The following is a 13,241-nucleotide window of genomic DNA, read 5'->3' on the forward strand; positions in this document are numbered from 1 at the left end:
GACAAGGATATGAAAATGGCGGTGGATCGCTCCACCGCCATTTGGTCGAAAACTATGCAGATCAGGCCGCGCGTTTGCGCCTGCGGTCGGGTGTGATCGCTTCCTCGGTCAGTTGCGCGATCGCCTGGTCAAGGCCAAGCGATTCCTGGTCGCGTGAGCCCAACCGGCGCATGTTGACGGTCTGCTCTTCGGCCTCGCGCTTGCCGCAGACGAGGATGACCGGAACCTTAGCCAGCGAGTGCTCGCGGACCTTGTAGTTGATCTTCTCGTTACGCAGATCCGCTTCCGCCAAAAGCCCGGCCGCCTTCAGCTTTGCCACCACCTCGGTCGCATAGCCGTCGGCATCCGAGGTGATCGTCGCCACCACCACCTGCAGCGGCGCGAACCACAGCGGGAAATGGCCGGAATAGTTCTCGATCAGGATGCCGAGGAAGCGCTCCATCGAACCGCAGATGGCGCGGTGCACCATCACAGGCTGCTTCTTCTCGGAATCGGAGCCGATATAGAAGGCGCCGAACCGTTCCGGCAGGTTGAAGTCGACCTGCGTCGTGCCGCACTGCCATTCGCGGCCGATAGCATCCTTGAGCACATATTCGAATTTCGGTCCGTAGAAGGCGCCCTCGCCCGGATTGATCGAGGTCTTGATGCGATTGCCGGATCGTGTCCTGATCGTCTCCAGCACGCTCCCCATGATCGCCTCGGCATGATCCCAGGCTTCGTCGGTGCCGACGCGTTTGTCGGGCCGCGTCGAAAGCTTGACGCTGATTTCGTCAAAACCGAAATCGGCATAGGTCGACAGGATCAAATCGTTGATGCGCAGGCACTCCGCGGCCAGCTGCTCCTCGGTGCAGAAGATGTGCGCATCGTCCTGCGTGAAGCCGCGCACACGCATCAGCCCGTGCAGCGCGCCCGACGGCTCGTAGCGATGCACATTGCCGAATTCCGCAAGTTTCACGGGTAGGTCGCGATAGGACTTCAACCCATGCTTGAAAATCTGCACATGGCCCGGACAGTTCATCGGCTTCAACGCGAAGACCCGGTCGTCATCGGTGTCGTCGCCGGCGACCGTCACCTTGAACATGGCGTCGCGATACCAGCCCCAATGGCCTGACGTCTCCCACAGGCTCTTATCGAGCACCTGCGGCGCGTTGACCTCCTGATAGCCCTGCTCGTCGAGGCGGCGGCGCATGTAGTTGACCAGGTTCTGGAACATCTTCCAGCCCTTGGCATGCCAGAAGACGACGCCCGGTCCCTCTTCCTGGAAATGGAACAGGTCCATCTCACGGCCGATCTTCCTGTGGTCGCGCTTCTCGGCCTCCTCAAGCATCATCTGGTAGGCTTCGAGCTGCGCCTGGTCGGCCCAGGCCGTGCCGTAGATGCGGGTCAGCATCGGGTTGTTCGAATCCCCGCGCCAATAGGCGCCGGCCACCTTCATGAGTTTGAAGGCATTGCCGATCTGCCCGGTCGAGGCCATGTGCGGGCCACGGCAGAGGTCGAACCAGTCGCCCTGCGCATAGATCTTGAGATCCTGATCCTCAGGAATGGCGTCGATCAGCTCCAGCTTGTAGCGCTCGCCCTTGTCGGCAAAGACTTTTTTCGCCCTGTCGCGCGACCAGACTTCCCTGGTGAACGGCTTGTTGCGCGCGATGATCTCGCGCATCTTCTTCTCGATCACCGGAAAATCGTCAGGCGTGAACGGCTCGTTACGGGCGAAGTCGTAGTAGAACCCGTTCTCGATCACCGGCCCGATGGTCACCTGCGTTCCCGGCCACAATTCCTGCACGGCTTCCGCCAGCACATGGGCCGCGTCGTGGCGGATCAACTCCAGCGCGCGCGGGTCGTCGCGGGTGACGATCTCGACCTTGCCGGACTTGCCGAGCGGATCGCTGAGATCGCGAACGGTGCCGTCGATCGCATAGGCGACCGCCTTCTTGGCCAGCGATTTCGAGATCGATTCGGCGAGGCCAGCACCGGTCATCGCCGCGTCGTATTCGCGGACGGAGCCATCGGGAAATGTCAGAGAAACGGAATTCAGCATATATATCTCCTATCCAGTCCCGCAAACGAGCGCGGGTGGTTGAAATGCATGTCGCCCAAAAGTGTATGGCGGTTTTGGGTTACGACATGCATAGGGAAAAGCCGGATGCGTCCGGCAGCGGCTGTCTTTTATGGACAGATTCCGCCTCCGTAAAGCCCGGCTCAAATTCAGCGTTCATTTGATGAGGAGCGGCAGGTCCTTCAGGAACGCGGCCCGGGTCTTGAGGCCCTTGGGCATGTCGGTGCGGTTGGTGTCGACGACAAGCCGCGCAAAGACGATCTGGCGGCCATCCTTTTGCGCCCAGCCGACGAACCAGCCGAGCGAACGCTTGTCCTGAACCTTGTCGACGTCGTTGCGCAGCCTGGTGCTTCCGGTCTTGCCTTGCACCGTCCAGCCTCCGGCCTGGAAGGTCGGGATGATGGCTGATGTCATGTCGTAAGCCCTGGCCGAGACAGGCAGCTTGCGGGCCAGCAGCTTGCGCAGGAATTCGACCTGCTCGACCGGCGTGATCTTGAGCGAGGAATTCACCCAGGACTTGGTCAAACCATCATTCTTGCCGGGATTGCCGGAAACATCGGCGTTGCCGTAGTCGAATTTCGAGACATAACCGGCAAAACTCCCAGACCTAAGCCGGCGGGTGATTTCCCGGGAAAACCACAGGATCGAATCTCGCTCCCAGACCACCGGATCGACGGTCTTCTGATCCCGCTTCACCGCGTTGAATTCAGGCTTGTAATCCCAGCTCGGCGTGTGCTCGTCGCTCAGGATCCCGCTGTCATAGCCGATCAGCGACAACGGCACCTTGAACGTCGAAGCCGGGCTGAACCGCTCGTCGCACACCCCGTCCTGGTAAAGCGTCTTGCCGCTCGCCGCATCGGCGATCACCGTGCACTGCACGTCCCCAAGCGGCGCCGATTGCGCGCGCAGCGGAAATCCCAGCAGCCAGGCGAGCAGGAACAGTATCCCGGCAAAGATGAAGGGAAGACGGTCGAAATTGCGCATTTTCTGCTCGCTCCAGAAGAGGGTTCGCGAGCGGCTTAGCGAGGTCTCTTGTCTCGATTTTGTCTCAAATGCGCAGTCTTTGTGCAGGCTGTTGTTAACCCTACCGGATTGTAAACGGGCAGAGCCGGCGGGACCTGACTGACGCGATCACCCCTGCGCTTCGCCGCGCTTGCTGCCGATCCGCCAGTACCGCCATGGCGTGAACCAGACATAACGATCCTCCAGCACCTCCGGCACGAGGTCTATGCCATGCGTGCCGAATGGCCCGCAGCGCAGCACCCGGAAAAATCCCATCCAACCGCCCGCCCACAGGCCATGGCGGGCGATCGCCTCATGGGCATATTCCGAACAGGTCGGCAGATGCCGGCAGGAATTGCCGACAAAGCCCGACAGTGTCAGCTGGTAGAGGCGCACGAGCGACGTGCCGAGGAGACGGCCCGGCGTCTTGCGCCATGGACCGGGCCAGTTACGGCCGCGTTTCGGCGGCCGGGCGATATGCGCATGCCCATGCTGGTCGCGCACCACAGTCTCCGTTTCGCGTTTCCCACGCGATAGATGTGGGCTTCTACTGGAGAACGCAATCCCCGCGCCCTGCATGGCCCCACCGTCACGGACGGAAACGACGAAACGGCTGCCAGTCAGCCGAAGCCACCCACCGGCCACGACTGGTCGGCTCTTCGTAACGCTTTTCATGCTGTCTTCTGTCACGCCATTGAAACGTTGCGATCCGCATGACATCGCCAAAGATGCTCAGCAACTGGATCATGGTCGGTCTCCTTTGATGCGATTAGACGGCCGCTGGCCTTCGCCCTCAAACGAGTATAATTTCCACTTCGGATAATCCTGGGTTATGCGAAATGAAGCGTGGGCGCCTGCCGCTGACGGCATTGAGGAGCTTCGAGGCGGCGGGCCGGCATCTGAGCTTCAGCCGGGCCGCCGAGGAGCTTTTCGTCTCGCAGGCGGCGATCAGCCGGCAGATCCGGGAACTCGAAATCTTCCTGCGCCAACCCTTGTTCGAACGTCACCATCGCCGTGTCGAACTGACCGACACCGGACGGCGTCTGCTGGATCAGCTTGTCAGAAGTTTCGACGCTATCGATACCTTGCTTGGGGAACTGGTGGCGACACCGGCGCAGTCTGTGGTGCGTGTCAGTGTCGAGCCATCGCTTGCATCCGTGTGGCTGGTGCCACGGCTCAACCGGTTTCGCCAATTGCGGCCTGACATCGACATCTCGCTCGAGGTCGATCCAAGGCTGATCGAGTTCCGCAGCGATCAGCCGGAGCTTGCCTTGCGCTTCAGCGCACATGCCACCGCGTGGCCGCGCAGCGAAGCCGAGCAACTTGCTTCGACAGTCGACTCACCTGTTCTGTCGCCGGCGCTGCTTGCCTCGGGCCCCGCCCTCGAGAAGCCGATCGATCTTGGTCGCTACACGCTTTTGCACGAGGAGAACCGCCAGGGCTGGGCGCGCTGGTTCGAAGCGGCCGGCGTGCCCGCCGACGCCGTGCCGGCGCGCGGGCCGATGCTGGCGGATGCGTCGCTTTCAAAGCAGGCCGCCTTGCTCGGACATGGCGTTGCACTGGGCGATCTCTTGCAGATCGGCGGAGAAGTCGCGTCCGGCGCGCTGGTCAAGCCGTTCGACATCGACGTCGCATCCGGCGCCTATTGGCTGGTGGCCAGAAGCTTGCGCGATCTGTCGGAGCCGGCCGCCGCGTTCGCGGACTGGGTACGCGCCGAATTTGCCGAAAGCAGACGTGCATTGTAAACGGTCGGTTGCCGGCCCTCAGGCTTCGGCGCGCTTCTCGATCTGGCCGATGGCGTCGACCACGGCGTCGAAAGTCAGCATGGTCGAGGCATGACGGGCCTTGTAATCGCGCACCGGCTCCAGATATCTGAGGTCCGCGAAGCGACCGTCCGGCGGGGCGCCATTTTCCTTGAGCATCTTCAGCATGGTGTCGCGCACCGCGCGCAATTCCTCGGCGCTCGCGCCGACGACATGTTGCGCCATGATCGATGACGACGCCTGGCCGAGCGCGCAGGCCTTCACATCATGGGCAAAGTCCGTGACCACGCCGTCCTGCATCTTGAGGTCGACGGTGACCGTGGAACCGCATAGCTTGGAGTGCGCCTTGGCGGTTGCGTCAGGATGATCGAGCCGGCCGATGCGGCCAATGTTCCCGGCAAAACCGAGAATTTTCGCGTTGTAGACCTCGTTTATCATTATTTTCCAATCCGTCGCCGCCAAGCGAACAGCGATTGCCGCTGTCGTGTCTTCCTTTCGCTCGCTATGACCTTATATAATGGTGGCAGTCCGGTATCGACAAGAAGACGAAAGCCAATGTCCTTGCCGGGAAGTTCACGCCGCTTACGGGGCTGGAAACGGGGCGAGTTTCCGACACCGAAAGGTCGTGGTCCGTTCAACTCGTTCCTCCGCCGAGAGGGACTACGGGAGACGCCTTTATGGATGCCGTCATCAAGAAGTTCATGCCACAGTCAGCCTATATGGAAAAGCCGGTCACCGACCGGCCGAGCGAAGCCGAAGTCGAAGCCGCCGTGCGCACGCTTTTGCGCTGGACCGGCGACAATCCGGACCGCGAGGGGCTGGTCGACACGCCGAAGCGGGTGGCAAAGGCCTACCGCGAAATGTTCGGTGGCTACGACATGTGCCCGGCCGACGAGCTCGGCCGCACCTTCGAGGAGGTCGCCGGCTACGATGATCTGGTCATCGTCAAGGACATAACATTCCATTCACATTGCGAGCACCATATGGTGCCGATCATCGGCAAGGCGCATGTCGGCTATCTTCCGGACGGCAAGGTCGTCGGCCTGTCCAAGATCGCCCGCGTCGTCGATATCTTCGCCCACCGCCTGCAGACCCAGGAGGCGCTGACGGCGCAGATCGCCGGCGTCATCCAGGACGTGCTCAATCCACGCGGCGTCGCCGTCATGATCGAGGCCGAGCACATGTGCATGGCCATGCGCGGCATCCGCAAGCAGGGTTCAACCACGCTGACCTCGACCTTTACCGGCGTTTTCAAGGACACGCCCGAAGAGCAGGTCCGTTTCGTCACCATGGTGCGCGGCGGCGGGGTCTGATCGGCCCTCGCCGGCCATCAAAACAAGGACCGGCGATGTCGGCACTGGAATTTCCAAAAGCTCCGTCAGACAAGAAAGCGCTTGAGGAAGGCGCGGTGTTTTCGCCGCGCTTCGATGCAGCCGGGCTGGTCACGGTCATCGTGACAGACGCCGCGGACGGCATGCTGTTGATGGTTGCGCATATGAATGCGCAAGCACTGGCACTGACACTGGAGACCGGCATAGCCCACTACTGGTCGCGCTCGCGCGACGCACTTTGGAAAAAGGGCGAAACATCAGGCAATTTTCAGCATGTCGTCGAGATGCTCACGGATTGTGACCAGGATGCCATATGGTTGCGCGTCAAAGTGTTGGGCCACGACGCAACCTGTCACACTGGCCGGCGTTCATGCTTTTATCGGACGGTGGGGCTGATCGATGGCAAGGGGACGCTTGCCGACGACGGCAGCAAGCCGCTGTTCGATGCGGAAAAAACGTATCGGAAACCACTAGCTTGAACCTTCTGCCTGACACCGACCACACAGATTCATCATTTCGATACGGCCCGCTCGTATAGTAGCCGTGGGACAAGGGAGATCATGATGCTCGAGTGGGCGTCATTGCGTAACAGACCAGATGTCAGGGAGGCCAACGGCCTGTCCTCGTCAGGCGGCGCGTCCGAAACGAACTCCCAGAAGAAAACAGGCATTTCGCTCGCCTTGGGTGGCGGGTGCGCCCGCGGCTGGGCGCATATAGGCGTGCTGCGCGCGCTCGACGAGGCCGGCATCGAAGTATCGATGATCGCCGGCACCTCGATCGGCGCGCTGGTCGGCGGCTGCTATCTCGCCGGTAAACTGGACGAACTGGAAGAATTCGCCCGCAGCCTGACCAAGCGCCGCATCTTCGGCCTGCTCGATCTCAATTTGCGCGGCAGCGGCCTGTTCGGCGGCATGAAGCTCGATGCAAGGCTGCGCGAGCACATGGCCGGCATTCGTTTTGAGGACCTGACTAAGCCGTTCGTGGCGGTCACCTCCGAAATCCGCACCGGCCACGAAATCTGGCTGTCGAGCGGCTCATTGATCACCGCCATGCGCGCTTCCTATGCGCTGCCCGGCGTGTTCGAGCCGGTGAATTGCAATGGCCGCGTGCTGGTCGACGGCGCGCTGGTCAACCCCGTACCGGTTTCGGTCTGCCGCGCGTACGAGCAGCCGCTCGTCGTGGCGGTCAACCTTCACTATGATCTGTTCGGCCGTGCCGCGGTGATAAAACACAGCGCCGGCGAACTGGTCATCGAAAAGGACGCACCAAGGCCCGGCAAGGTCGACGCCGAGCACCAGTCGCATCAGACGCGGCTCGGCATTACCGGCGTCATGGTCGAGGCCTTCAACATCATCCAGGACCGCATTTCGCGCGCCAGGCTTGCCGGCGACCCGCCCGATATGTCGCTGCAGCCGAAGCTCAGCCATATCGGCCTGACCGAGTTCCACCGCGCCGACGAGGCGATCAACCTAGGCTATCAGGCGACGATGGCGCAGATCGGCGAACTGACCCGACTGCAGACCGTTCTCGCCTGATCAAAACCTACGCACGCGCCGCATCGGTGATGCGAAACTGCACGGTGCGGTTGCCGTTCCAGTAATTGCCTGACAGCGAACCGGCGACGTGGATTGTCTTGCCCCGGTTCTTGAACAGGAATTCGCCAAGTGCGGTATCGACGGCGCGAAACGCAATCGCCTGGATGCGGCCGCCGCTTTCCGATTGCAGCTCGACGCGGATGTGATTGGTGCCGACCGGCCGCGCATCGGCCAATCGGTGACGCGGCAACGCGAAAACGGGGGCCGCGTGCCCGGCACCGAAGGGTCCGGCCTTTTCCAGCGCGTCAAGCAGGCTGAGCGTCGCGCCTTCGGCAGCAAGCGCGCCGTCGATCGCCAGGCTCTCCTCGCCTTGCAGCCGGAACACATCGGCCGCGGCCCGCTCTTCGAAAAACGCCCTGAGCTCACCAAGCTTCGCCCGCTCCACGGTGATGCCCGCCGCCATGCCATGGCCACCGCCCTTGACGATCAGCCCCGCAACGGCCGCCTCGCGCACCAGCCGGCCGAGGTCGAAACCCGAGACCGAGCGGCCCGAACCGGTGCCGATGCCCACAGTGTTGAAGGCGATGGCAAAGGCCGGCCGGCGGGCGTGGTCCTTCAATCGCGAAGCGAGCAGGCCGACAATACCCGGATGCCAGCTGTTGCTGGCGGTGACGACGATAGCCGGGCCATTGCCGCCGGCAAGCTCTGCATCGGCCTCGGCGCGCGCCGCCGCGAGCATCTCCTGCTCCATCAACTGCCGTTCCTGGTTGAGCCGGTCGAGCGTCTCAGCAATGGTGCGCGCCTCGACCGGGTCGTCGGTCGCAAGCAGCCGGCTGCCAAGTGCGGCATCGCCGATGCGTCCGCCGGCATTGATGCGCGGCCCGATCAGATAGGCCAGATGGAAAGTGCTGATCGGCTCGCCGATGCGCGACACCCGTGCCAGCGCCGCCAGCCCTTCGTTCTTCTGCTGGCGCGCCATCTGCAGCCCTTTGACCACGAAGGCTCGGTTGACGCCGGTCAACGGCACCACGTCACAGACTGTGGCCAAGGCGACGATATCGAGCAGCGAAAGCAGGTCTGGCGGCGTGGCATCGGGCATGCGGCTACGCAGGATCCTGGCCGTATGCACAAGGGCGAGGAAGACCACGCCGGCGGCACAGAGATGGCCCTGCCCGGAAAGGTCGTCGTCGCGATTGGGATTGACGACAGCGATTGCCGCCGGCAAGGCACCGCCGACCTGGTGGTGGTCGAGCACCACGACGTCGGCCCCGGCCTCGTTGGCGGCATCGACTGAAACGGCGCTGTTGGTGCCGCAATCGACAGTGACGATCAGTGTCGCACCACGCGAAACAAGTTCGCGCATGGCGTCGGGGTTGGGGCCATAGCCCTCGAAAATACGGTCCGGGATGTAGATTTCCGACGGCACCGAGAAATGCGTGAGGAACCGCTTCAGCAACGCCGACGAGGCGGCGCCGTCGACATCATAGTCGCCGAAGATCGCCACCTTTTCCCTGGCCACCACCGCGGCGGCGATGCGGGCCGCCGCCCTGTCCATGTCGGTCAGCGATGCCGGATCCGGCAGAAGATCGCGGATCGTCGGGTCGAGAAACCGCTCGGTCTGTTCGGTGGTGACACCACGGCCGGCAAGCACCCGCGCGACGATGTCGGGCACGCCATGGCCTTGCGCGATGGCGAGCGCAATCATGTCCTGGCGTTCTGTCAGCCGATGTTCCCAGGAAACCCCTGATACCGACTGCCTGACATCGAGGAAGAGGCGTTTTTCGCCGGTCATACGCTTTGCCAACTCATAGTTGGCCGCACGACAATGCATGCCGCCCATAAGTGCGCAGCGGTTTTGAGGCGACGACCTGCATTGGCAACAAACTTAAAGCGCGTCACGTTCACGCGACGCTCTATAGGCCAAAGGCGGGCACAGCCATGCGATTCACGGGTGTGCGCCGTCCCGGAATAGGTCAAGAAAACTGCGCTTTCCGCTTTTCAGCCTGTCGCCTAAGCCATTCGTCGGCCGCATCGCCCATCGTCTTTTCCACACCGTCCTTTAGCCAGGCCATGAAAGGCCGGTCGAACCTGAATGCGTTGCCGCATTCCCGGATGAGAAAGCGACGCACATTCTGGGTGTTGCGATAGGACTTTGTGATGGCGGTGGCACGCGAAATCGGATCCGCATGCCAGTCGAACGGTTTCATCGTCAAATCCCTGCAGCCAGCATCGGATGCGCCCGAATGGCTAACAATTGCAAGGCGGCTTCGCAAGCGGGCGTCAGAACTTATCCAGATCCTGATGGCGGGCCTTGATCTCGCGCACCGTCCGCGACGACGAGCGCAGCACGATCGTGTGGGTGGTGATGTAATTGTGGCCGAACTTGACGCCAGCCAGCATGTTGCCGTCGGTGACACCGGTGGCCGCAAACAGCACATCGCCGCGCGCCATGTCCTCCGTCCGATAGACCCGTTTCGGATTGGAAATACCCATCTTTGCCGCGCGAGCAACCTTTTCCGCCGTGTCGAGGATCAGCCTGCCCTGCATCTGGCCGCCGGTGCAGCGCAGCGCGGCAGCGGCCAGCACGCCCTCGGGTGCTCCGCCAGTGCCCAGATAAACATCGATGCCGGTTTCTTCCGGGTCCGTGGTGTGGATGACGCCGGCGACATCGCCATCGCCGATCAGCCGGATCGCGGCCCCCGTGGCGCGCACGGCATCGATCAGCCTGGCATGGCGCGGCCGGTCGAGAATGCAGGTGGTGATCTCCGATACAGCGACGCCCTTGGCCCGAGCGAGGCTGGCGATGTTCTCAGCCGCCGAGGCGTCGATGTCGATGACGCCGTCCGCATAGCCCGGACCGATGGCGATCTTGTCCATGTAGACGTCGGGCGCGAACAGCAGGCTGCCCTTTTCGGCGATCGCGATGACCGCGAGTGCATTGGGCAGGTTCTTGGCGCAAATCGTCGTGCCTTCGAGCGGATCGAGCGCGATATCGACGGCCGGACCTTTGCCAGTGCCGACTTCCTCGCCGATGTAGAGCATCGGCGCCTCATCCCGTTCGCCTTCGCCGATCACCACCGTGCCCTTGATGGAAAGCCGGTTGAGCTCCTGGCGCATGGCATCCACGGCTACCTGGTCGGCCGCCTTTTCGTCGCCGCGCCCGCGCAGCCTGGCGGCCGCGACGGCGGCTCGTTCGGTGACGCGCACCAGTTCCATGGTGAGTATCCGGTCAAGGCCGGCGACGATGTTCTGGGCCACATTCATCTGGTGATTTCCTCGTTGGCAATGCGGCCCCCGCCGGAGGCGGGCCTGTTTTGTCAAACGAGCATGACAACGGCAAGACCTGCGGAAGATTTTATCGAATAGTCAGCAATATCAATCGATTAAACCGCATTTTTGAAACAAGGCCAGCCGGCCGCAATGAACCGGACCGGCCTTGAAAAGCGAAAGTTAGACCTCTTCGGCGCTAGAAAACCGCAAGATATTTGAGCAGCGAAATGATGCCGATTATGAGGACGATAACCTGCACGATCTGCCTCATCCGGCCGTCGAGCGGCAGGCGCTGAACAAGATAGAGAACGAGGATGATGACGAGGAATGTGATCAGGATGCTGATCAAGGCGGATGAAGCCACAGTGCCCTCCTTAAAAATGATGTGCTGAAACAAGAAAACGAGCCGGCAAACCCGGCCCTAGCGCGCCGTGGTCAATACCAGCGGCGCGACGTATCGTTCGTCGACTGACCTATGGCAAAACCGGCCATAAAGCCGAGCAAACCGATCACGCCGACCAGGGCAGTCGTCGTACCGGGGTTTTCGCGCGCTATTTCCGAGACGGACTGAGCTTGGCTGCGCAACTGCTGTGCGGTTCGCGACGCGCGGTTAGCCGCCGTGTCGTAGAACTCGGAAGCCTGCTCGCTGGCGTCATCGAGCATTTCCGCGCCCCGTGTCGAAATGCTCCTGTTGATCTTGGTGATCTCCTTGCGCAGTTCGGCAATCTGCTTTTCCAGCGTTTTCTGGATTTCGTCGATGTTTGGGGTGTCGGATTTGTTGGTATCGGCCATGAAGCGGCTCCCTCTGGTTGCTGACCAAGAGAACGGCGGCGATGCGAATTCGTTCCGACGGATCGTGGCAACTTGCCATCAACCGACGCGAAAATGCTGGCGGGATTCTTGAGCCCGTGCGGCTATCGGGCGGAAAACTACCCTGCCCGCTCGATACAGATGACCTGTGGCTTGTCGGTCAGATGACCGTCCTTGGTGATGCCGTCGACGGCCTTGCGCACGGCCGCCTCCGTCGTCTCGTGGGTGACGAGGATCACCGTCTTCTGTGCCGCCGCCTCGCCGTTGACTGCGTGCTGGACGATCGATTCCAGCGAAATGTCATTGTCGGCCATGCGCTTGGCGATAGCCGCGAACACGCCGATGCGATCATGCACGGTCAGGCGGATGAAATAGCCGCCGGCATGGCTGCGCATCTGCGCCTTCTTGTAGGGTTTCAGCTCCTTCGCCGGCCGGCCGAAGACCGGACCATGCTGGAAGCCTGGCCGGCTCTTGGCGATGTCGGCGATGTCGCCGATGACGGCCGATGCGGTGGCGTTGCCGCCAGCACCAGGGCCTGACAGCAGCAACTCGCCCAGAATGTCGGTTTCGATCGCCACCGCATTGGTGACGCCATGCACCTGCGCGATGACCGATGCGGTCGGCACCATCGTCGGATGCACGCGCTGCTCGATGCCGCTCTCGGTGCGCTGGGCGACACCCAGCAACTTGATCCGGTAGCCAAGATCGGCGGCCGCGCGGATGTCGGCCTGGGTGATGTTGGAGATGCCTTCCATATAGATGTCATTGGCGGCGATCCTGGTGCCAAAGGCAAGGCTGGTCAGGATCGACAGCTTGTGCGCGGTGTCGTGACCCTCGATGTCGAAGGTCGGATCAGCCTCTGCATAGCCCAGCCGCTGCGCGTCCTTCAGGCAAGCATCGAACGAGATGCCCTCGGCCTCCATGCGGGTCAGGATGTAGTTGCAGGTGCCGTTGAGGATGCCGAACACGCGGTTGACCGAATTGCCGGCCATCGCCTCGCGCATCGTCTTGATGACGGGAATGCCGCCCGCCACTGCCGCCTCGTAGTTGAGCAGCACGCCCTTCTTCTCGGCGATTTCGGCCAGCGCAACGCCATGCTTGGCCAGCAGCGCCTTGTTGGCGGTGACGACATGACGGCCGGCTTCGAGTGCCGCTTTCACCGATGAGCGCGACGGACCCTCGTCGCCGCCGATCAGTTCGACGAACACGTCGATTTCGGCGGTCTGCGCCATCTTGACCGGATCGTCGAACCACTTTGCCGAGCTGAGATCGACGCCGCGATCGCGCTTCGGGTCACGCGCCGAGACGGCGGTGACGATCACGTCACGCCCACACTGGCGGGTCAATTCCGCCGCCTTGTCGCGCAGCACACGCGCCACCGACGAGCCGACCGTGCCGAGGCCGGCAATTCCAACACGCAATGCTTCAGCCATGTCCGGCGACGTCCCTCAAAGTCAGATCGAATTTGCGTGCG

At 62.2% G+C, this 13,241-nt stretch carries 15 protein-coding genes; 4 read left to right on the plus strand and 11 right to left on the minus strand.

Annotated features, from left to right (window positions below; all coding sequences use genetic code 11):
• Window positions 1–61: 61 nt before the first annotated feature.
• The 4 genes from thrS to NKH52_RS27005 form a co-directional block, all read right to left on the minus strand.
• Entirely contained in the window at window positions 62–2,038 is a 1,977-nt protein-coding gene (gene thrS / locus NKH52_RS26990; RefSeq protein WP_352735329.1) for a threonine--tRNA ligase, read from the minus strand.
• Window positions 2,039–2,212: 174 nt separating this feature from the next.
• A complete protein-coding gene (blaOXA, locus tag NKH52_RS26995; protein ID WP_352735327.1) occupies window positions 2,213–3,040 on the minus strand; it encodes a class D beta-lactamase in 828 nt (275 codons plus the stop codon).
• A gap of 147 nt (window positions 3,041–3,187) precedes the next feature.
• A complete protein-coding gene (gene yidD / locus NKH52_RS27000; protein ID WP_127297163.1) occupies window positions 3,188–3,562 on the minus strand; it encodes a membrane protein insertion efficiency factor YidD in 375 nt (124 codons plus the stop codon).
• Between the two features lie 85 nt (window positions 3,563–3,647).
• The gene (locus NKH52_RS27005) at window positions 3,648–3,806 is read right to left on the minus strand and encodes a hypothetical protein (RefSeq protein WP_081734812.1); all 159 of its coding nucleotides are present in this window, start codon (window positions 3,804–3,806) and stop codon (window positions 3,648–3,650) included.
• 91 nt (window positions 3,807–3,897) lie between these two features.
• On the opposite strand from NKH52_RS27005, the gene NKH52_RS27010 reads away from it, so the two are divergent.
• Window positions 3,898–4,803: a LysR substrate-binding domain-containing protein gene (locus NKH52_RS27010; RefSeq protein ID WP_352735325.1), complete on the plus strand. Its 906-nt coding sequence runs from the start codon at window positions 3,898–3,900 to the stop codon at window positions 4,801–4,803.
• Between the two features lie 18 nt (window positions 4,804–4,821).
• Here the strand turns inward: NKH52_RS27010 and NKH52_RS27015 are convergent, their stop codons facing one another.
• On the minus strand, window positions 4,822–5,259 hold the full coding sequence (locus tag NKH52_RS27015; RefSeq protein WP_352630189.1) for an iron-sulfur cluster assembly scaffold protein: 438 nt from the start codon (window positions 5,257–5,259) through the stop codon (window positions 4,822–4,824).
• 239 nt (window positions 5,260–5,498) lie between these two features.
• On the opposite strand from NKH52_RS27015, the gene folE reads away from it, so the two are divergent.
• From folE to NKH52_RS27030, 3 genes are all read left to right on the plus strand, one after another.
• Entirely contained in the window at window positions 5,499–6,134 is a 636-nt protein-coding gene (gene folE, locus NKH52_RS27020) for a GTP cyclohydrolase I FolE (RefSeq protein ID WP_352735323.1), read from the plus strand.
• Between the two features lie 35 nt (window positions 6,135–6,169).
• Window positions 6,170–6,631 (plus strand): phosphoribosyl-AMP cyclohydrolase, encoded by a 462-nt coding sequence (hisI, locus tag NKH52_RS27025; RefSeq protein ID WP_352440229.1) that lies wholly within the window; start codon window positions 6,170–6,172, stop codon window positions 6,629–6,631.
• A gap of 81 nt (window positions 6,632–6,712) precedes the next feature.
• Complete coding sequence (locus tag NKH52_RS27030; protein ID WP_352735321.1) at window positions 6,713–7,687, plus strand: patatin family protein; 975 nt, start codon at window positions 6,713–6,715, stop codon at window positions 7,685–7,687.
• A gap of 7 nt (window positions 7,688–7,694) precedes the next feature.
• On the opposite strand, the gene recJ is transcribed toward NKH52_RS27030, so the two are convergent.
• The 6 genes from recJ to NKH52_RS27060 form a co-directional block, all read right to left on the minus strand.
• A complete protein-coding gene (recJ, locus tag NKH52_RS27035; protein ID WP_352735319.1) occupies window positions 7,695–9,479 on the minus strand; it encodes a single-stranded-DNA-specific exonuclease RecJ in 1,785 nt (594 codons plus the stop codon).
• A gap of 181 nt (window positions 9,480–9,660) precedes the next feature.
• A complete protein-coding gene (locus NKH52_RS27040) occupies window positions 9,661–9,894 on the minus strand; it encodes a DUF6434 domain-containing protein (RefSeq protein WP_352735317.1) in 234 nt (77 codons plus the stop codon).
• A 73-nt stretch (window positions 9,895–9,967) separates the two neighbouring features.
• On the minus strand, window positions 9,968–10,951 hold the full coding sequence (gene glpX / locus NKH52_RS27045) for a class II fructose-bisphosphatase (protein ID WP_352735315.1): 984 nt from the start codon (window positions 10,949–10,951) through the stop codon (window positions 9,968–9,970).
• 202 nt (window positions 10,952–11,153) lie between these two features.
• A complete protein-coding gene (locus NKH52_RS27050; protein ID WP_023810476.1) occupies window positions 11,154–11,321 on the minus strand; it encodes a Thivi_2564 family membrane protein in 168 nt (55 codons plus the stop codon).
• A 71-nt stretch (window positions 11,322–11,392) separates the two neighbouring features.
• Window positions 11,393–11,749: a hypothetical protein gene (locus NKH52_RS27055; protein WP_352735313.1), complete on the minus strand. Its 357-nt coding sequence runs from the start codon at window positions 11,747–11,749 to the stop codon at window positions 11,393–11,395.
• 137 nt (window positions 11,750–11,886) lie between these two features.
• Entirely contained in the window at window positions 11,887–13,200 is a 1,314-nt protein-coding gene (locus tag NKH52_RS27060; protein WP_352735311.1) for a homoserine dehydrogenase, read from the minus strand.
• Between the last annotated feature and the right edge of the window lie 41 nt (window positions 13,201–13,241).

Origin of the sequence: Mesorhizobium sp. M1066 (assembly GCF_040318635.1) — a bacterium.
Classification (GTDB): domain Bacteria; phylum Pseudomonadota; class Alphaproteobacteria; order Rhizobiales; family Rhizobiaceae; genus Mesorhizobium.